This window comes from Pseudomonas poae (assembly GCA_028869255.1).
Lineage (GTDB): Bacteria > Pseudomonadota > Gammaproteobacteria > Pseudomonadales > Pseudomonadaceae > Aquipseudomonas > Aquipseudomonas poae_C.
This window is the reverse complement of sequence record CP110972.1, coordinates 6,681,314-6,700,158: the sequence shown is the minus strand read 5'-3', so window position 1 is coordinate 6,700,158 and position 18,845 is coordinate 6,681,314. Positions and strand designations below refer to the sequence as shown.

14 protein-coding genes and 2 pseudogenes are annotated in these 18,845 nt (G+C 58.6%); 10 read left to right on the top strand and 6 right to left on the bottom strand.

Annotation, left to right across the window (positions count from 1 at the left end; all coding sequences use genetic code 11):
* Positions 1–26 precede the first annotated feature (26 nt).
* The 3 genes and pseudogenes from LRS56_30515 (at position 27) to LRS56_30505 (ending at position 4,610) form a co-directional block, all read left to right on the top strand.
* The gene (locus LRS56_30515; protein ID WDU62956.1) at positions 27–1,496 is read left to right on the top strand and encodes a class I SAM-dependent DNA methyltransferase; all 1,470 of its coding nucleotides are present in this window, start codon (positions 27–29) and stop codon (positions 1,494–1,496) included.
* Positions 1,493–3,811 carry a restriction endonuclease subunit S gene (locus tag LRS56_30510; GenBank protein ID WDU62955.1) on the top strand — a complete coding sequence of 773 codons (2,319 nt, stop codon included), beginning with the start codon at positions 1,493–1,495 and terminating at the stop codon, positions 3,809–3,811. Before LRS56_30515 ends, LRS56_30510 begins: the two co-directional genes overlap by 4 nt.
* Positions 3,812–4,359: 548 nt before the next feature.
* A pseudogene (locus tag LRS56_30505) lies at positions 4,360–4,610 on the top strand (DUF6124 family protein).
* 52 nt (positions 4,611–4,662) lie between these two features.
* Here the strand turns inward: LRS56_30505 and LRS56_30500 are convergent.
* Both LRS56_30500 and LRS56_30495 read right to left on the bottom strand, forming a co-directional pair.
* Positions 4,663–5,097, bottom strand: a pseudogene (locus LRS56_30500) (TonB-dependent receptor).
* Positions 5,010–5,318, bottom strand: coding sequence for a hypothetical protein (locus tag LRS56_30495; GenBank protein WDU62954.1), 309 nt, complete (start codon positions 5,316–5,318; stop codon positions 5,010–5,012). The pseudogene LRS56_30500 and the gene LRS56_30495 overlap by 88 nt, the downstream one beginning before the upstream one ends.
* 165 nt (positions 5,319–5,483) lie before the next feature.
* Between LRS56_30495 and LRS56_30490 the strand changes: the two genes are divergently transcribed.
* Both LRS56_30490 and LRS56_30485 read left to right on the top strand, forming a co-directional pair.
* On the top strand, positions 5,484–5,993 hold the full coding sequence (locus LRS56_30490; GenBank protein WDU62953.1) for a hypothetical protein: 510 nt from the start codon (positions 5,484–5,486) through the stop codon (positions 5,991–5,993).
* A 134-nt stretch (positions 5,994–6,127) separates the two neighbouring features.
* Positions 6,128–7,561 carry a glycosyltransferase family 39 protein gene (locus LRS56_30485; protein ID WDU62952.1) on the top strand — a complete coding sequence of 478 codons (1,434 nt, stop codon included), beginning with the start codon at positions 6,128–6,130 and terminating at the stop codon, positions 7,559–7,561.
* 15 nt (positions 7,562–7,576) lie between these two features.
* Here LRS56_30485 and LRS56_30480 read toward each other — a convergent pair whose 3' ends face one another.
* Positions 7,577–8,065: a TIGR00645 family protein gene (locus LRS56_30480; GenBank protein ID WDU62951.1), complete on the bottom strand. Its 489-nt coding sequence runs from the start codon at positions 8,063–8,065 to the stop codon at positions 7,577–7,579.
* A gap of 162 nt (positions 8,066–8,227) precedes the next feature.
* Between LRS56_30480 and LRS56_30475 the strand changes: the two genes are divergently transcribed.
* Positions 8,228–10,051, top strand: coding sequence for a hypothetical protein (locus LRS56_30475; protein WDU62950.1), 1,824 nt, complete (start codon positions 8,228–8,230; stop codon positions 10,049–10,051).
* Between the two features lie 7 nt (positions 10,052–10,058).
* Here LRS56_30475 and LRS56_30470 read toward each other — a convergent pair whose 3' ends face one another.
* Entirely contained in the window at positions 10,059–10,376 is a 318-nt protein-coding gene (locus tag LRS56_30470; GenBank protein ID WDU62949.1) for a hypothetical protein, read from the bottom strand.
* Positions 10,377–10,939: 563 nt separating this feature from the next.
* Positions 10,940–13,378, bottom strand: coding sequence for an AAA family ATPase (locus LRS56_30465; protein WDU62948.1), 2,439 nt, complete (start codon positions 13,376–13,378; stop codon positions 10,940–10,942).
* Between the two features lie 267 nt (positions 13,379–13,645).
* Between LRS56_30465 and LRS56_30460 the strand changes: the two genes are divergently transcribed.
* From LRS56_30460 to LRS56_30445, 4 genes are all read left to right on the top strand, one after another.
* The gene (locus tag LRS56_30460; protein WDU62947.1) at positions 13,646–14,134 is read left to right on the top strand and encodes a DUF3015 domain-containing protein; all 489 of its coding nucleotides are present in this window, start codon (positions 13,646–13,648) and stop codon (positions 14,132–14,134) included.
* Between the two features lie 90 nt (positions 14,135–14,224).
* Positions 14,225–16,078, top strand: a complete 1,854-nt coding sequence (locus LRS56_30455) for a DUF4105 domain-containing protein (protein WDU62946.1) — start codon at positions 14,225–14,227, stop codon at positions 16,076–16,078.
* A gap of 453 nt (positions 16,079–16,531) precedes the next feature.
* Positions 16,532–16,888 (top strand): hypothetical protein, encoded by a 357-nt coding sequence (locus LRS56_30450; protein ID WDU62945.1) that lies wholly within the window; start codon positions 16,532–16,534, stop codon positions 16,886–16,888.
* Between the two features lie 70 nt (positions 16,889–16,958).
* Positions 16,959–17,456 carry a GreA/GreB family elongation factor gene (locus LRS56_30445; protein ID WDU62944.1) on the top strand — a complete coding sequence of 166 codons (498 nt, stop codon included), beginning with the start codon at positions 16,959–16,961 and terminating at the stop codon, positions 17,454–17,456.
* Here the strand turns inward: LRS56_30445 and gdhA are convergent.
* Positions 17,453–18,790, bottom strand: a complete 1,338-nt coding sequence (gene gdhA / locus LRS56_30440) for an NADP-specific glutamate dehydrogenase (protein ID WDU62943.1) — start codon at positions 18,788–18,790, stop codon at positions 17,453–17,455. The genes LRS56_30445 and gdhA overlap by 4 nt on opposite strands.
* Positions 18,791–18,845 lie beyond the last annotated feature (55 nt).

Genomic DNA, 18,845 nt, shown 5'->3' with positions numbered 1-18,845 from the left:
CTTGCGGCACGCGTTGAGAGAACTTCATGTCCATTAGCTCCACCATCAAGTCCATCCAGGACATCATGCGCAAAGACGTTGGCGTAGACGGCGACGCCCAGCGTATCGGCCAGTTGGTTTGGCTGCTGTTCCTGAAAATCTTCGATGACCGCGAGCAGGAGTGGGAGCTGATGGACGACAACTACCGCTCGCCCATTCCCGACAGTTGCCGCTGGCGTAACTGGGCCGCCGATCCGGAAGGCATGACCGGCGATGCGCTGAAGGACTTTATCGACAACAACCTGTTCCCCCAGTTACAGAACCTGCACGAGTACAGCAATACGCCATCGGCCTTCGTGGTGCGCAGCGTGTTTGAAGATGCCTACAACTACATGAAATCCGGGCAACTGCTGCGCCAGGTGATCAACAAAATTCAGGAAGGCGTGGACTTCAACAAGGCCCAGGAGCGCCACGAGTTCGGCAATCTCTACGAGCAACTGCTGCGCGACCTGCAGAACGCCGGTAACGCCGGCGAGTTTTACACCCCTCGTCCGGTCACCGAATTTATGGTGCGCATGGTCGATCCGAAGTTGGACGAAAAGGTCATGGACCCGGCCTGCGGCACCGGCGGCTTCCTCACCTGTGCCATCGAACACAAACGCAGCCGCTATGTAAAAACCGCCGAAGACGAACGGACCCTGCAGGCCAGCATCTTCGGTGTGGAGAAAAAGCCGCTACCGCACCTGCTTGCCACTACGAACATGATCCTGCACGGCATCGAAGTGCCGAATCAGATTCGCCACGACAATACCCTGCGTAAACCACTGATCAGCTGGGGACCAAGTGAGCGCGTGCACTGCATCGTCGCCAATCCACCGTTCGGTGGCATGGAAGAAGACGGCATCGAAACCAACTTCCCAGCGGCCTTCCGCACTCGTGAGACGGCAGACCTGTTTTTAGTGTTGATCATGCAGTTGCTGAAAGACGGTGGCCGCGCCGCCGTGGTGCTACCCGATGGCTTTCTGTTTGGCGAAGGCATCAAAAGCCGCATCAAGGAAAAACTGCTGACCGAGTGCAACCTGCACACAATCGTTCGCCTGCCCAACGGCGTGTTCAACCCCTACACCAGCATCAAGACCAACCTGCTGTTCTTCACCAAGGGCACACCGACTAAACAGGTGTGGTTCTACGAACACCAGTACCCGACCGGCGTAAAGAACTACTCCAAGACTCGCCCCATGCGTATCGAAGAATTTGCCGTGGAACAAGACTGGTGGGGCAATGAGGTCGATGGTTTCGCCGCGCGGGTTGAGAACGAATTTGCCTGGAGGGTCGGCATTGAGGAACTGCGGGCGCGCAACTGGAACATAGACTGCAAGAATCCGCATATCGGCGAGCAGATAATCCATAACCCAGACAAGCTGCTGCGTAACTACGCAAGCTTGCAAGGCGAAATTAGCGACCTCCGCGAGCAGCTTAAATCCGTGCTGGCTGAAGCCTTGGAGCGCCAGGTATGACGGCGTTGCTGACCGATAACTTGCTACTGTTGGCCGGTGCACCGAATGGCATCAAAAAGCTGCGTGAGCTGATTCTAGAGCTGGCGGTGCGCGGGAAACTGCTTGCGCAGAACTCAGATGATGAACCTGCCTGTCAGTTGCTTAAGCGTATTGCCAAGGAAAAGGCGCAGCTTGAAGTTTCGGGGAAAATTAGAAAGCAAAAACCACTGTCACAGATTTCTGAAGAAGATCGGCCATTCGAGTTACCGGCAGGATGGGCTTGGATTCGCCTTGCTGACATCGCATTCTCGCAGGCTGGGTTCGCTTTCAAATCTAATGGTTTCAACCAAGCTGGCCTTGGACTGCCTCTGATTAGAATTAGGGATGTAGGACAAGTTTTTTCTGGAACCTATTACGAGGGTGATTACCGGTCAGAGTTTCTGGTTGAACGCGGTGATTACCTAATAAGTATGGATGGAGAATTTCGCGTTGCTGCTTGGGAAGGTGAAGCTTCACTTCTGAATCAACGAGTCAGTCGCTTGGTTTTCTTTGGTAAAGAAATTGCCTGTCGATTCATCGCAGAGTCTTTACAGGCCCGACTGCTAGAACTTCAGGGCGTCAAGGCTTATACGACTGTTGACCACCTTTCAGGCGGACAAATTTCAGAGTCGGTTATTGCGCTGCCGCCGCTCGCCGAACAACACCGCATCGTCGCCAAAGTCGATGAACTGATGGCCCTATGCGACCACCTGGAAGCCCAGCAGACCGACGCAGAAAGCGCCCATGCCCAACTGGTACAGGCACTGCTCGACAGCCTGACTCAAGCCAGCGACGCGACCGACTTCTCCACCAGTTGGCAACGCCTTGCCGAACACTTCCACACCCTGTTCACCACTGAACCCAGCATCGACGCCCTCAAGCAAACCATGCTGCAACTGGCTGTTATGGGAAAATTGGTACCCCAAGCCCCCAACGATGAACCGGCCAACGAGTTGCTTAAGCGGATTGCTGAAGAGAAAGCGCGGCTAGTGGCGAAGGGCAAGATCAAAAAACAAAAACCTATCGCCATGCTATCTGAGAAGGAACAAGCATTTGGCATTCCAGCAAGATGGTCTTGGGCACGACTTGGCGATTTAAGCGTCTTGATAACGAGCGGCTCACGCGGTTGGAATGAGTACTACTCGGACTCAGGCTCTACTTTTATCCGTTCGCAAGACATTAAGACTGACAAACTGAAGTTCGATAATCGCGCTTTCGTTCGTCTCCCTAAGTCGGCCGAAGGTATTAGGACAAGAGTTGAGCTGGGCGATCTTTTAATTACCATCACTGGCGCCAACGTAGCTAAGGCAGCAATAGTTGAGGATTCTCTTGATGATGCATATGTGAGCCAGCATGTGGCTTTGATAAGGCTTGCTAATCGATCATTTGGAGTATTCATACATAAATGGCTTACTAATTCGCATGGTGGTAGAGCTTTGCTACTCGAAAATAGCTACGGAGCCAAACCGGGTCTTAATTTGAATAATATTCGAGATCTGCCGGTGCCGGTGCCCCCTATAAGCGAACAACACCGCATCGTCGCAAAAGTCGACCAGCTAATGGCCATATGCGACCAACTCAAAACTCGCCTAACCCAGGCCCGTCAGTTGAACGAGCAGTTGGCAAACACCCTAGTCGAACGAGCCCTTGCCGACGATGCCCAGCAGGCTCCCGTTGCCACGGAACAAAAAGCTGCTCGCACCCTGCTCGCTGCCGAAGTCACTCACAGGCTTCACGCCCAGCGCACCTTTGGCCAGCGCAAACTGCAGAAGGTGGTTTACCTAGCCGAGCATGCAGCTAGGCTCGCTACGATTCAAGGCAGTTACTTACGCAACGTGGCTGGCCCCCATGATCGCCAACTGATGAACCAGATCGAGGGTGAGCTGCAAAACCATCAATGGTACGAACGCATCGAGCGAGAGACCGTCGGCCATGCCTACCGCCCGCTTTCGCAGGCGGGACAACATCGCCAGGCGTACACCAGCGCTTGGTCAGCCACTGAGCGAGCCGCCATTGAGCAAATCATTGAGCTGATGCGGGACTGGGATACGGATCGCTGCGAGATGACAGTGACCCTCTACGCCGTCTGGAACGACTTTATTCTCGAAGGCCGCCCGGTTTCCGATGAAGCCATCGTGGACGAAGTCATGCATCGCTGGAACGACACCAAGCTGCGCTTTGGCAATTCCGAATGGTTGGCCGTACTCGCAAAGATGAAGAAGCAAAAAATCTTAATTCCCACCGGTTTTGGCAAACGCACCACAGGTGGCATGCTCAGCTTGCCCGGTTTCGAGTAAAGAAAAGACTTTTAGCCGTGCTCTGAAAGATTCGGGTACAAAGCATGCGGCTTATTCCATCTCCTCGTGGTATTCCAGTTGGTATTCCAAAAAAACTTACGAACTCACATTAGTCAATTAAATCAAATATCTAAGAAACCAATTCAGATTACCCCGGCCCACCAATTCGAAGCATCGACAAAACCCGCCTAGTGCGGGTTTTGTTGTTTCTGGGGCCTGAAAAAGCCCAGCCTGCCGCCCTTCGGAATTTTCCTTCAAGATGTCGGGCTTCTGGTGAACTGGCACAACCCACCGCATAACGCTAACGTCCCCCAGTCGCTGCTCATCAGCGACCGGCTTTGACAGGCTGAAAAGTGTAACCTTTCACACCCTTTGATTTAGCGGCATGCTTCGCGTGTTCCGCTTTGTTTATGGCGGCTGTGCGTGGGGCATCTTCGGGTGCGCCGGGTTCCTACACTTCCGGTCTGTCAACCCGCGTACAGCTTCCACCCAATCCTGTTTGACAGCAGGGGGGCGGCGGCTCCTTTAAACAGTGTGGGAGCTTCATCATGAAAAAAATCACCCCCAATCCAATTCCCCAACAACCCTCTTCACCCTCGCCCAAGACATACCCGCCGAAACCCTTCTGGTCCAAGCCAGCGAAACCCTCGCCTCACTCAACGCCATGACCACCGACCTGGCCTTTGAGCTCGAAGGCTCACACCGCCATAAGCTGCTGGCCAGTCAGCAACTGATCGTGTTGGGTGAGCTGTTGATCGATCGCGTGCTGGACACGCTGGCGCCGCAAACAAGCCGGTAACAAAAAAGGCCGAGGCGCATTCAAGCGGCTCGGCCTTTGGCGTGCACGCGCCTCAGAAATTCCAACGGGTCGACAGCATTACATTGCGTGGGTCGCCGTAGTACGAAGACCGGTAGAAACCGATATTGGTGAAGTACTTTTTATCCAGCACGTTGTTCACATTCACCGAAGCGGACAGGTTTTTGCTGATCTGGTAGCGCGCCATCAGGTCGACCAGCCAGTACGGGTCTTGGGAAAACTCCTGGTTGGCGGCCTTGCGGTAGTTGTACACCTCTTGCCAGCGGGCGCCGCCGCCGAGGGTCAGTTTGTCGAGGCTGCCGGTGAGTTTGTAGCGGGTGTAGACGTTGAGTTGGTCTTCGGGCTCCCAGGTGAAGACTTTTTTGCCGCTGTCGTCGCGGCTCACCTTGTGGGTGTAACCCGCTTGCAGTTGCCAGCCCTGGGCGAGTTTGCCGGAGATTCCCGCTTCATAGCCCTGGGTCCAGGCTTCAGCGCCTGACGGAACGGGCCGCATAAACGGCTGGCGACTGTCGTGAGATAAGCACGCGGCTCGCGAAAAATCGGCACAGGGCCACTGCTTAGAATGCGCACGAACGTGTCCTGCGCCAGGTCCATGGCCTGCTCCTGGCCACTCAGCTTGCGCCTCAGCAACTGCACGACCCAACTGTGGTGCTCGCCCACCACCTGGTGGGTTGTCGAGGATGAAGCCATGGGTGCGATATCCGACGAAGGACTTGAATAAGTCGCACATGGCGATACTTCTCATTAGAGACGGGTTAGGCGTTTCTGTTCTTCGCGTCGACAGTGCAGAATACGCCCGCTTAATGGACGTATCGCCCCAGGCGCTAAGCTTCGACTACAAGGACGCATGTTGCAGTGAACCGAAACTCCTATGCCTTCGTAATACCGGCCGCGATTGGCCTGCTGCTGTTCACGGCGCTCATCCTGGCGTGGGTATTTATTCTCTGGCCGTCTGTGCACTTCAAGCCGGTGGCTGAAAAGACCTGCCTGATCGCATCGCCGTTACTGGCGATCGTCTGGATGCTGCACCAGTGGCGAAGCAAGAACGCCGAGTTCCTGCGCAAGAAGCCACTGGACCGACTGAAGGTGTTTCTCGGTGCACTCATCGCGAGTGCCATGGTCATGGCCGCCCTGCTGGCAACGATCATTCTTCTTACCTGCACCACGTTCAGTAGCTACGTCACCGCCTACGAATACGTTGCGGGAGGCAGCCGCAGTTGTTCAGGCATCGAGGTATTCGATGCAGAAGTGAACAAAAAGATAAAAATCTGCCATGCCGGCAGCCGTGGTGATCACGGCTGGGTGCAGGTGCAAAAGCGCAGCGGGCCATTGGGCATTGTGGTGGTAAACACGCTGCGTCAGTGACTTGCGCAGCGCCGGGGCTGAGCCCTTCAACATTCCCCCATCCGTTCACGAAACGTTCAGAAACGCCGATAGATACTAGCCGAATGCCATGGCCGTTCGCCCTGAACGGTCCCCTGCCTCGGTAGCCAGAACCCATGACGCGTCCCGCTCCTTTGCTGCTCCTGCTTGCTGGTCTGTTGTTCTTTTTTGCACTCGGTAACCATGCACTGCAAGGGTCCACCGAAGCCCGTGTAGCCGGGATCGCCATGGCCATGCACCTGGACAATGACTGGGTGGTCCCGCAGTTGTTTCGCGAACCCTTCCTAGAGAAACCGCCCCTGAGCCTCTGGCTGGATGCCGGGGCGATTCGCGTGTTTGGCGCCACCACCTGGGCCGTGCGCCTGGCCTCGGCGTTTGCCGGGTTGTTCAGTGTGATGCTGTTTTACGCGATGTTGCGCACGTTCGGTCGCCCAAAGACCATGGCCTTCAGTGCGGCGCTGATCCTCGCGACCATGGCCAGTTATTGGAGCAATGTGCGCGGCGTGGGTGAGGACTCATTGCTCAGCCTGGGCGTGACCACCGCACTGCTGGCGTTCTACCAGGCCGTGCGCCCTGAGCGCGAAGGCTCCAGCGCCTGGGCCTGGGCGCTGTTTACCGTCGGCATGGTGATCGCCACCTTGAGCAAAGGCGTGCTTGGCCTGGCGATGCCGGGCATTGTGATCTTTGTGTACCTGGCCAGCACCAGCCTGATGGACAAGCGCTTGCGCATTGGCGACTGGCTCAAGCCGGCGCTGTTCACGTTAGTGGCGCTGGTACCGCTGCTGATCTGGCTGGGCTTCCTGTTCCAGCGCGGCGGTATGCAGGCGGTGGCCGAAGTGCTGTGGACCAACAGCGTCGGGCGCTTCAGCGGTTCGTTTGTCGAAGCCGGGCATTACGAGCCCTTTTACTATTACATCGCGAAACTGCCCGAGGCGTTCCTGCCGTGGAACATTCTGGTGTACCTGGGCCTGTGGCACTTTCGTAAAAGCCTGGTGCGCAACCGCTATCGCCTGTTTTTCAGTGTGTGGCTGGTGGCGCAATTTACCCTGCTGACCCTGGCCTCCAGCAAGCGCACCGTTTACCTGATGGCACTCACACCCGCTGCCGCCGTACTCGCAGCGGAATATGCCGGGGTGTTGCTGGATTGGCTCAAAGCACGCAAACCGGCGCTGTACCGTCACCACACAACCGTGATCGGCGGCGTGTTCGCCCTGGCGGTTGCCTGCTACCTGAGCGCAGCCTTCTGGTTCGCGCCAAAGGCCGATGTGCGCCAATCATTCGTACCGGTGATCAGTCAGATTCAGGCCCTGCAGGCCGAAGGCAAAGAGCTGGCGTTGTTTCAGCCGAATGAGCGCATCGCCGGGGCCAGCGTGTTCTACCTGCAAAGCTACCTGCCCATCCTGCAAACCGAGGCCGAACTGCAGGCTCACCTCGCCGCCAGGCCCGGCAACATTGCGCTGCTGGACCACACCAACGGCCTGACCACCCCCGTGAAGGTGATCAAGGAGATGACCATCAACCGCCAGCCTTACTACTTCGTCGAGCAGTAAGGCCGGCGTGGCACATCAGTGCTTGGTGACCTTGTCCAGGTAACCCATGGCAAACGCCGAGATCACGAAGGTCATGTGGATGATTACGTACCACATCAGATGCTGCGGATCGACGTTCTTGGCGTCCATGAAGATGCGCAGCAGGTGGATGGAAGAAATCGCCACGATGGAGGCCGCCACTTTCATCTTCAGCGACGAAGAATCCATGGTGCCCAGCCAGTTGAGCTTTTCTTTGCTTTCATCGATATCCAGCTGCGAGACGAAGTTCTCGTAGCCGGAAATCATCACCATCACCAGCAAGCCGCCGACCAGGGCCATGTCGATCAACGACAGCAGCACCAGGATCAGCTCGGACTCGGCCATCGAGAACACGCTCGGCAGCAAGTGAATCACTTCCTGGAAGAATTTCAGCGCCAGCGCCAGCAACCCCAGGGACAAGCCGAAATAGATCGGCGCCAGCAGCCAACGCGAGGCGTACATAGCATTTTCGATAAAGCGTTCCATTGGATCTCACACAGCTTGGCTAGAAATGGCCGCGAGTATACCAGCCGCTACCAAACACCTGTAACCGCGAGAAAACTGACCTGGGCGGCATCTGTAAGAGAATTTTTCTGCTAGTGTCGAGGCCATTCACTCGGCTCGATGCTGTCGGACAGGAAGATTCAGATGACGGATGTGCGATCCCCTTTGGCCATGCTTGGCCTGTGTGCGGCGTTACTGATGGCCAGCGGCTGCTCTCCCAAGGAAGAGCAGAAGCAGGCCACCCTCGAAGAGAAAACCGCGAAGTTCGAACAATCGCTGGACAGTATTCAAGACCCCAAGCTCAGAGACGCCATCGCCGACCTCGGCGGCTCGCTGCTGTTGCTGGAGCGGGCGCGCCTGAAGCTCGCCGAAAAGCCCATCGAAGCCGAATACGGCGAAGACACCCTTGCGGTGCTCAAGCACTACCCCACGCCCCAAGCGCTGGTGGACACCTATATCAATGGCCTGTTCGTGCTGCGCAAAGCCTCGCACTCCGACTACCTGACGGATTTGCAGCCGGTATTTCCGTTCAACTTCAACACCCCGGACCAGTTCCCCTTCCCCCACGCGCTCGAATGGCAGTCGGTGAGCTTGAGCAACAATAAAGTCATCCCCTTCCAGCCAGAGTGGTCGGAAACCGATCCGGGCATCCAGCTCAGCCCCAGCAGCTCCAACCTGACCAACCCCGATGACCTGACGGTGACCTACCCGTTCATCGAGGGGATAGAGACCGACAACAAGAGCCAGCCCCAGCCCGTGAGCCTCAAGGGCGCGGTGGAGGTGGTGTCGCCCGGCAAGGTGCTGACGTTCGATTTGACCAAAAAAGACGTAGGTCACCCACGCACCGACGGCAATATCACCCTCAAACTGCTGCAGCTTGAGAAAAACTTCGCCGAGATCGAGCTGACCAACAGCGCACCGCTGGCACCGGAAGTCGGCGACGAATCGCCGAACCCTTTGCTGGTGCAGGCACGCGACAGCACCGGGCAATTTCTCACCCGCTCAGGCTCGATCAACGAGAACGCCGCGCAAGTGGCCTTCTACGAGAAACAACTGGCCGAGATGCAAAAGCAGAAAGCCTGGTCGGATGCCTTTGAACAGCAACTGACGGACGAGCAGAAAGCCTTTGAACATAAGCAGAGCAGCCATTACGCCAAGGTGTATTTCAATGGCCTGATCGACAATTTGCAGGTCGATGTACTGGACTTTTCCAAGGCCACCCTCACCCACAAGGACCTCGACCTGCCGGTGCTGCGCTTCGACAAGAACAGCCTGCAGAAGACCGTGCAGCCGTTGCCGATGCCGGTCACCGTGTATGACGACGGCGCCGCCAGCTGGCTCAAAGATGCGTCGATGACTGAGGAGCAGCTGAAAAAAAGCGTGACCATCAGCCAATCGACCGAAGACGCCAGCGCCGCAAAAATCGTGTTTGACCACCCGTTCACGTTCAATGACGACCTGGTTGGCGCTGATCGCAACAACAGCGATGCGCCGATCACCTTCTTCACCGCGGATGAAAAAGGCCAACGCGGCGAGCCGATCGAGCTGCCGAGCGAAGCGTTCGAGTTGAACGCTGGCAGCGGCACACTCACGTACGACCTCAACCTGTTCCCGGAAACCCCGGCGTTTGTGGTGGGTTCGGTACCGCTGTTCCTAGCCACAATAGACAAGGCGATTATTGACGTGGCCCAGCTACCCAAAGGCCTGTCGCTCAAGGACAACGCGCTGGTGGTCGATCAAAAGGAATTCCCCGCCGACAGCTGGCGCTTCTACGCCAAGGACGCCAGCGGCAACTACCTCAAGGAAATCCTTGGCGTCAGCCACCGTGCCGAGGAGTACGGCACCGCGCTGTTTGATGTGCATTACTTCTACGGGCAGCCGACGAGCCTGGAAAGCTACCAGCGCACCGACCTGGACACCGTGCAATACGGTTTCGAGGTAAAGCTGGATAAACCCGAGAGCAAATGACCGGCGGCTAAAGCGCCAGGCGCTCATGCCCGCCATTGAGCTGGCGCAGATGTGCCTGCATATGCAGGCACCATATCTGCGGGTCGCCCGCCAGCTCATAGCCGTGCAGGGTCAGGCTATCGACGATTGATTCCAGAATGTTTTCTGCCACGAAAGGTCCATGAAACGGGCCTTGGGACTTGATGGTGGAAGGCTGCTCGCCGGTCATTCCGGCGGCAAACAGCAGCGTCCACATCCCGTTATCCCCCGCAAGAGGGCGAATGGAGCATTCGATACGGGTGACCAGGCCAAAGCACTGGCGGGTGAGGCAAAGGTTGCGCGGCATGGCGGCGACCCTCGGTAGATCGGTGTTCAACCTGGCCCATGGCGAGGCTGTTTCTATCCAGCGACTCCTGTGGATATCCCTAAAGCAGAGGATAGAAGAAAAACACGACAAACCAAGGTTGTAGGGACCAACGGCGCTGGCCCATAACGACCCGTCAAAAATATGGCGAATCAGCTTTTGTGGCGAGCGGGCTTGCCCGCGTTGGGCTGCGCAGCAGCCCCAATGGGAACGCTGCGGTAAGCCCGTCAGAATGCAACGGTTGGTTTTGGGGCTGCTTTGCAGCCCAACGCGGGCAAGCCCGCTCGCCACACAGGTTTGCCTTGGCTTCGGCCAGCGCCTACTACAACAAACCAACGTTGTAGGGACCAACGGGCGTTAGTCCCTTAAACACCAGTCAAAATATGGCGAATCAGCTTTTGTGGCGAGCGGGCTTGCCCGCGTTGGGCTGCGCAGCAGCCCCAATGAGGCCGCTGCGGTAAGCCCGTCAGAATGCGGCGGTTGGTATTGGGGCTGCTTTGCAGCCCAACGCGGGCAAGCCCGCTCGCCACACAGGCTTTGCGCCGTCAGGTGGGCTTGGCTTCGGCCAGCGCCTGTTGCGCCAGCTCCTTCTCCGCTTCCTTCAAGTCTTCCTCACTGATCATCTCGGCAATCGCACGCAAACGCTCAACCACCCGCGCATTCACCGAGCCTTCCGGGAATTGCCCTTCCGCGTCCGGCGCACCGGCATCCTCGCCCACCAACAGGCTCAGCGCTTCGTCCGCCTGACGCACCGCATAGATATGGAACTGCCCGTCACGCACGGCCTGCAGCACCTTCTCGTCGAGCATCAGCGTGGCGACGTTGGCTTGCGGGATGATCGCACCCTGCTCGCCGGTCAGCCCGCGTGCTTCGCAGAGGCGGAAGAAGCCTTCGATCTTCTCGTTGACCCCGCCCACCGCCTGCACTTCACCAAACTGGTTGATCGAGCCGGTGATCGCAAAGCATTGCTTGAGCGGGGTTTTCGACAAGGCCGAAATCAGCGTGCACGCCTCGCCCAGGGATGCACTGTCGCCGTCCACGTAACCGTAGGACTGCTCCAGCGCGATACTCGCCGAGATCGCCAGCGGGAATTCCTGCGCATACCGGCTGCCCAGGTAACCGGTGAGGATCATCACGCCCTTGGAGTGGATCGGCTGGCCGAGGTTAACCTCGCGCTCAATGTCGACAATGCCGCTGCCGCCCGGGTACACCGTGGCAGAAATCCGCGCCGGCACACCGAAGGCCGAATCGCCGACTTCCAGCACCGTCAGCCCGTTGCACTTGCCGACCGCCGCGCCGGCCGTGTCGATCAGGATCACCCCGGCGAGCATGTCGTCGAGAATCCGCGCCGACACCCGCCCGGTGCGCGTGGCCTTGGCCTTGAGGGCACGCTCGATATGGCCGGCGTCGGTCATCTCGTCGCCCGCCAGGTGGCGAATAAAGTCCGCCTCGCTCACCAACTGGAACAAGTCACCAATGCGCGCCGACAACCGCCCTTGGTGCTCCGCCAAGCGTGCACTGTAGGTCGCCAGACGCGCCACGGCGTCCGAGGTCAGCGGCGCCATGCCTTCTTCCGACGTGCGGGTTTTCAGCAATTGGGCAAACTGTTCCAGGCTTTCGTCGACCATCGGGATGTCTTCGTCGAAATCCACCAGCACGCGAAACATCTCTTGGAAGTCCGGATCGGCATCCTGCAGCGCGTAGTACAACTGGCGCGAACCGATGATGATCACCTTGACCTGCAACGGGATCATTTGCGGGTTGAGGGTCACGGTAGCCAGGCGGCCCAGCTCGCCCAGCGGCGATTCCATCTTCAGCTTGCGCGACTGCAAGGAACGCTTGAGGGCGTCCCATACAAACGGCTCGCCGAGCATTTTTTCCGCTTCCAGGATCAGGAAACCGCCGTTGGCGCGGTGCAAGGCGCCCGGACGCAACTGGCGATAGGTGGTGTAGAGCGCGCCCTGGTCGGTGCTGTACTCGATGCGGCCAAACAGGTTGTCGTAGGTCGGGTGCGGTTCAAACACCACCGGTGCGCCGCCATTGACCGGATGGCCCACCACCAGGCTCGGGCAGTATTGCTCCTCGAGCAACTTGCGCGCCTGGGCGTCGGTCTTGGCGTCGTCCACCAATTGCTCGACGACGGTCTTGAGCAGGTACACCTGCATGGCTTGCAGGTAACCGCAAACGGCGGCATTTTCTGCGTATTTTTCCGACAGCGGTGAGAGCAAAGGCTGCAGGGCCAGGGTGATGGTTTCTTCGTTGAATTGGCGCAGTTGGTTGTTCGACTCACGCTTCCACTGCGGCAGGCTGGCCAGCTCTTCGTTGAGGCGCTCTTCCAGCTCGGAAATATCCGTGTGGAAACGCTCGCGATCGGCTTCCGGCAACTGCGAAAACTCCGCCTCATCCAGCGCCTTGCCGTCGAGCATCGGGGTGAAGGCGATGTTGGAACTGTCGCGGTACAGCGCCACGTCTTTTTCCAGGGCCAGGCGCTCGATCACGTCCAGGGCCTTGTCGTAACGCTGGTTGAAGGCGCGGTCGATCGCACTTTTGCGCTGTTGGTACGTGGGGTGCTCGAAGACCGCCGGGAAGGTGGCCACCAGGTTGTCGACCAAACCATTGATATCGGCAATGAACGCCGCCGCGGCGCCGCCCGGCAATTCCAGGGCACGGGGCTCGCGAGGCTCATCGAAATTGTTGACGTAGACCCAATCGGCCGGGGTCTGCAGGCGTTTGCCTTCGGCTTTCAGGTAGCGTTTAACGAACGAAAAGCGGCCGGTACCGGGCTCGCCCATCACAAATACGTTGTAACCGGGGCGTGGCATGGCCACACCGAACTGCAAGGCTTCAACCGCACGTTCCTGGCCAAGCACACCGCGAAAGGGCTCCAAATCATTGGTGGTCGAGAAGCTGAACTGTTCAGCGGAGAAAGGGCGAGTCAGCGCTTCGGGCGCTAGACGCAAGCTGGCAGCAACAGGATCAGGCATCGGGCTTCCTTACATCAGGCGGGGCAGATGACGGCATTCTGGCTCCCGGTTACGCGCTCTGGCAAGGCGCGCCTTTGGGAAAGCATCGACACGGGATGCGTCCTACAAAAAAAACGCGACAACTCTGATTGTTTTATAAAAAATCACGGAACCCCTGGAACGTGCCTAAACTCCAAACTGCGCGGGTTGGACTAATAACCGATCCCTAGGGCGCTATGAAGTGCCTGAACCCTTGTCCATTGGTTTGCACACAAAGAGAACAAAGCTATGAAACGGATCCTTCTCGGTACTCTCTTCACCGTCGTCTCCCTCAATGCAATGGCTGAAGCACCAGGTGGCCCGAACTGCGGTTGGGGCAACATGCTGTTCGAAGGCCAGCGCGGTACTCCAGCGCACTTCCTGGCTTCCACCACCAACGGTACTTCGGGTAACGCCACCTTCGGCATGACCTCAGGCACCAACGGTTGCAGCACCAACAGCGCCCTGACCTATGGCGGCAAGTCCTGGATTGCCATGAATGGCATGATGAACGAGCTGTCCGAAGACATGGCCAAAGGCAACGGCGAAGCACTGACCACCTACGCGGTGGTTCTGGGCGTTGCACCGGAAGATCGCGAGCACTTCGCTGCCGTGACCCACGAGCACTTCCAGCAGATCTTCAGCAAAGCTGACGTGACAGCTGACGACGTGCACAACAACACCCTGTCTGTACTGAAAAGTGATGCCCGTCTGGCGAAATACGCTACCCAGGCTTAAGCTCGACCCGCCCGCGCCTTTCGAGGCGCGGGTTTTACTTTTGGACCCCCTCCCCTTTGGGTCTCACTTTTTCCGACTTAAGTTGCCCCTATGCTCAAACGCTTTGCCTGGCTGGCACTCTTCGCTTGCGCCCCGCTGTATGCGGCACCGCATCTTGATGATCAACGTTTGCAGCAATTGGCCAACGACCCGTTCTGGTTGTCCCTGGGCCACTACGAAGCCGGCAAGATCAGCGGCTGGCGCAGCTATGTCAGCGACAAGAAGTTCTTTCTCGCAGCCGATGGCGCCCACCACCCGGACGCCGAACTCAAGGCCACCGTTGATGCGCTGTACGCACCGGCCAGCCTGGGTGAAAAACACGTCCAATGCGTTTACCCCGCACGTACCCGCTGGCTCAAGGATCAGTTGCACCTCACTGACTTGCCCGCCGTGGACTGCAAAGAATTCAAGCAATGGTTCAAGGACGTCGCCCCCCATAGCGCGGTGATGATCTTCCCGGCGGCCTACCTCAACAGCCCGTCGTCGATGTTCGGCCACACCCTGCTGCGCATCGACCAGGCCGACGTACAGAGCAACAACACCGCTCTGCTCAGCTATGCGATCAACTTCGGCGCCTATATCGAAGGCTCGGACAACAGCATTCTCTACGCCTGGAAAGGCCTGATGGGCGGCTATCCCGGCCTGTTCGCCCTGGTGCCGTATCAGGAAAAACTCTCGGAATACCGTAGCCTCGAGAACCGCGACCTGTGGGAATACCGCCTGAACCTGACCCAGGTCGAGACCGAACGCATGGTCGAGCACGTGTGGGAACTCAAGCAGATCCAATTCGACTACTTCTTCTTCGACGAAAACTGCTCGTATCGCCTGCTGGAACTGCTGCAAGTGGCGCGCCCCGGCCTGCGCCTGACCGAACAGTTTCCGCTCACCGCCATCCCCACCGACACCGTCAAGGCGGTGAAAGATGCGGGGCTGGTCGAGAAGATTGATTATCGCCCCTCCCGTGAACGCGAACTGCTGGAGCGCGCCAAGCCGCTGGACAGCGACGAGCAGCAATGGGTGTTGAAGGTCAGCGATGACCAGAAGCAACTGCAGGAGCCCGCGTTCAAAGCCTTGCCTCGCGAGCGCCAGGCCCTGATCATTGATGCCGCCTATCGCCTGGGCCGCTACCGCGCCAATGGCCTGGAACGCGACACCGAACGCTCCCAGCGCAGCTTCGAACTGCTGCGCGCAATCAACCAGAACCCGGCGCCCGACCTTAAAATCACCCCGCCTGGCCTGCCGGAAAACGGCCATGAGTCACGCACCTGGCAAGCCGGCATCGGCACCCGGGGCGACAAGGCGTTCGGCGAATACGGCCTGCGCATGGCCTACCACGACCTCAACGACAACGCCGAAGGCTTCCCCCTCGGCGCGCAGATCGAAATCCTGCAAATGAAGCTGCGCCAGTACGAAGGCAACCATTGGCAACTGCAGCAACTGGACCTGGCCACCATCCGCTCACTGACCCCGCGCAATGCCCTGTTGCAGCCGTGGTCCTGGCAAGTCACCGGCGGCCTGGAGCGCGTACCCGGCAAACACGACGACGAAACCCTCGTGGCCCACGTCAACGGCGGCGCCGGCGGCACCTGGCAACTGAGCGACGACATGCTCGGCTTCGCCCTCGGCACCGTGCGGGTGGAACACAACAACGACTTCAACGAAGCCATCTCGCCGGCAGCCGGTTTCAATACCGGCGTGCTGTGGAAAAACCCGTTGGGCAACCTGAGCCTGGAAGCCAAGGGCGATTTCTTCACCAATGGCGAAGTACGGCGCAGCATCAGCCTGAACCAGCAGTGGGAGTTGTCACGCAACCTGGGCCTGCGCTTGAGTGCCCAGCGCGAGTACAGCCACCTTTCCACACCGGTGAATGAAGTGATGCTTGAGGTGAAGTGGTACCACTACTAACTAATAGCCTTACAAAGATCCCACACTGATTTGCGCCAGACCTCAATTCTGCGCCTGCCGCAGTTCAAATGTGGGAGCTGGGCTTGCCCGCGATAGCGGTATTCCAGGTAATGATGTATTGACTGACCCACCGCTTTCGCGAGCAAGCCCGCTCCCACACTTGGCCGCGTATGGTCAGACATAACATAAACCTGTGGCGAGGGAGCTTGCTCCCGTTGGGCTGCGCAGCAGCCCTAATAACGAACAACCCGGTGAGGCCGATACTCCTCAGCGCAAGGTCTGGGGCTGCTACGCAGCCCAACGCGGGCAAGCCCGCTCGCCACAGGTACAGCTACTGGGTTGGCTGCTCAAAATCCAAGACGCCCAACACCTTTCTCACCTTGCTTTCACACCGCCCCGACAATTCCCTGACTAGACTTCCCTCATAAGCCGTGAAACGGCCAGGAGTACGCCATGTGGCGGTATGCGGTAGTGCTGTGTGCGGTAGCTTGGCTGGCGGGTTGCCAATCAACCCATCAGGATTTACTCGCCAAAGGTTATCCACCGGCCTTTGCCGATGGGTTTGACGACGGTTGCAGCAGTGGTCGCCAGGCTGCCGGGGTGATCAGCGGGGAGTTTCGCAAGAACGTGCCGCGCTATTTGAAGGACCGCGAATACGCCGCAGGCTGGGAAGATGGCTTTCGCCAGTGCAAGGCCATGCGCGAGAACGAAGAGCTGCGCGACTACAAGGACAATCATTGGGATGACCGTGAGCGCGCCTGGCAGCAGGAGAAAGACCGCGATGCCGCCAGGGCTTATCGCTCGCAATAGGTCGCTTTCAGACATCCATCGAAACTAAAGCGCGGCGACCATGGCCCAAACTCCATAGAGGGAGAATGTCATGAGCCGAGCTTTTGTTAACGAAGACAACGCCGCCGCCCAAGCCGACCAGCCGGTAGAGCGTCAGGTCAGCGAGCAGCCTAACCGCCTTACCGCGCAAGGGCTGGTGCAGTTGCAGGCCAAGGTTGCACAGCTACAGACCGAGTACAGCGCCGAATCCGCCAAGGGCGAAAAGGCCGATAAGCAGCGCCAGGCCGATCTCGAACGGGATTTGCGCTACTTCAACCAACGGGTGCAGAGCGCCCACGTGGTGGCGCCGGCCACCTCCACCGACAAGGTGCAGATCGGCAGCTGGGTGACCTTCGCCAATGAGCAGGACGAGCAGCAGCGCGTTCAACTGGTCGGTGAAGACCAGGCCGATGCCCATGCCCAGTTGATCAACTGGGGCTCGCCACTGGGGCGCGCCTTGCTGGGCGCTCAGGTGGGCGACGAGGTGCTGTGGCAGCGCCCCGTCGGCGATCAGTTGATCGAAGTGCTGCGTGTCGAGCCCGAGGCTTAGACGATGCCTTGGGCCAGCATCGCGTCGGCGACTTTCACGAAGCCCGCGATGTTAGCGCCCTTCACGTAGTTGACCCGGCCGTTTTCTTCACCGTAGTGCACGCAGGCGTGGTGGATCGACTGCATGATGTTGTGCAGCTTGCTGTCGACTTCGCCGGCAGACCACAGCAGGCGCATGGCATTCTGCGACATTTCCAGGCCACTCACGGCCACGCCGCCGGCGTTGGAGGCTTTGCCCGGCGCGAACAGAATGCCCGCCTCGATAAAGATATCCACAGCCTCCAGGGTAGTCGGCATGTTGGCGCCTTCAGCCACGCAGATGCAGCCGTTGCGCAGCAGGGTGCGGGCGGCTTCGGCGTCGAGTTCGTTCTGGGTGGCGCAGGGCAAGGCGATATCGCAGGCCAATTCCCATGGGGTTTTGCTGGCGCGAAATTCCAGGCCGTAACGGGACGCGAGTTCGCTGATGCGCCCGCGCTGCACGTTTTTCAGCTCCAGCAGGGCCGACCATTGTTCCTCGGTCAAACCGCTTTCGGCGTATAGCGTGCCTTCGGAATCGGACAGGGAAATCACTTTGCCGCCCAGGTCCATGACCTTGCGCGCCGCGTATTGCGCAACGTTGCCGGAGCCGGAGACGGCTACGCGCTTGCCTTCAACCCGCTGGCCGTCACGCTTGAGCATTTCTTCGGCGAAGTACACGCAGCCGAAACCGGTGGCTTCGGGGCGGATCAGGCTGCCGCCGTAGGTCATGCCTTTGCCGGTCAGCACTGAGGTGAATTGGTTGCTGAGGCGTTTGTACTGGCCAAACAGGAAGCCGATCTCGCGGGCGCCCACACCGATATCACCGGCCGGCACGTCCACGTCTGCGCCGATATGCCGGTACAGCTCACTCATGAACGCCTGGCAAAAACGCATCACCTCGGCGTCGCTCTTGCCCTTGGGGTCGAAGTCCGCGCCGCCTTTGCCGCCGCCCATGGGCAGCGAGGTCAGGGAGTTCTTGAAGGTCTGCTCGAAGGCGAGGAATTTGAGCACGCCCAGGTTCACCGACGGGTGGAAACGCAGGCCGCCTTTGTAGGGGCCGATGGCGCTGTTCATCTGGATGCGGAACCCGCGATTGACCTGGACCTTGCCATGATCATCCACCCACGACACCCGGAAGGTAATCGCGCGCTCCGGCTCGCAGATGCGCTCCAGGATGCCCGAGGTCAGGTAGTGAGGATTGGCTTCCAGAAACGGCCACAGGCTGCGCAGGACTTCTTCTACGGCCTGGTGGAATTCCGGCTGGTCCGGGTCGCGTTTTTTGAGGCGGGCAAGGAAGGATTCGACGGATTCGATCATGAACAGACTCGGCAAATTGATTGTTTTTAAATGAGATTGAGCCGGACCTTAGCAA

What these genes read in the sequence shown, in the direction of transcription:
- LRS56_30450 (WDU62945.1), top strand. Translation starts at nt 16,532, where the DNA reads ATGTGGCGGTATGCGGTAGTGCTGTGTGCGGTAGCTTGGCTGGCGGGT.
- LRS56_30510 (WDU62955.1), top strand. Translation starts at nt 1,493, where the DNA reads ATGACGGCGTTGCTGACCGATAACTTGCTACTGTTGGCCGGTGCACCG.
- LRS56_30475 (WDU62950.1), top strand. Translation starts at nt 8,228, where the DNA reads ATGACGGATGTGCGATCCCCTTTGGCCATGCTTGGCCTGTGTGCGGCG.
- LRS56_30460 (WDU62947.1), top strand. Translation starts at nt 13,646, where the DNA reads ATGAAACGGATCCTTCTCGGTACTCTCTTCACCGTCGTCTCCCTCAAT.
- LRS56_30455 (WDU62946.1), top strand. Translation starts at nt 14,225, where the DNA reads ATGCTCAAACGCTTTGCCTGGCTGGCACTCTTCGCTTGCGCCCCGCTG.
- LRS56_30515 (WDU62956.1), top strand. Translation starts at nt 27, where the DNA reads ATGTCCATTAGCTCCACCATCAAGTCCATCCAGGACATCATGCGCAAA.
- LRS56_30445 (WDU62944.1), top strand. Translation starts at nt 16,959, where the DNA reads ATGAGCCGAGCTTTTGTTAACGAAGACAACGCCGCCGCCCAAGCCGAC.
- LRS56_30480 (WDU62951.1), bottom strand. Translation starts at nt 8,065, where the DNA reads ATGGAACGCTTTATCGAAAATGCTATGTACGCCTCGCGTTGGCTGCTG.
- LRS56_30495 (WDU62954.1), bottom strand. Translation starts at nt 5,318, where the DNA reads ATGGCTTCATCCTCGACAACCCACCAGGTGGTGGGCGAGCACCACAGT.
- LRS56_30465 (WDU62948.1), bottom strand. Translation starts at nt 13,378, where the DNA reads ATGCCTGATCCTGTTGCTGCCAGCTTGCGTCTAGCGCCCGAAGCGCTG.
- gdhA (WDU62943.1), bottom strand. Translation starts at nt 18,790, where the DNA reads ATGATCGAATCCGTCGAATCCTTCCTTGCCCGCCTCAAAAAACGCGAC.
- LRS56_30470 (WDU62949.1), bottom strand. Translation starts at nt 10,376, where the DNA reads ATGCCGCGCAACCTTTGCCTCACCCGCCAGTGCTTTGGCCTGGTCACC.
- LRS56_30485 (WDU62952.1), top strand. Translation starts at nt 6,128, where the DNA reads ATGACGCGTCCCGCTCCTTTGCTGCTCCTGCTTGCTGGTCTGTTGTTC.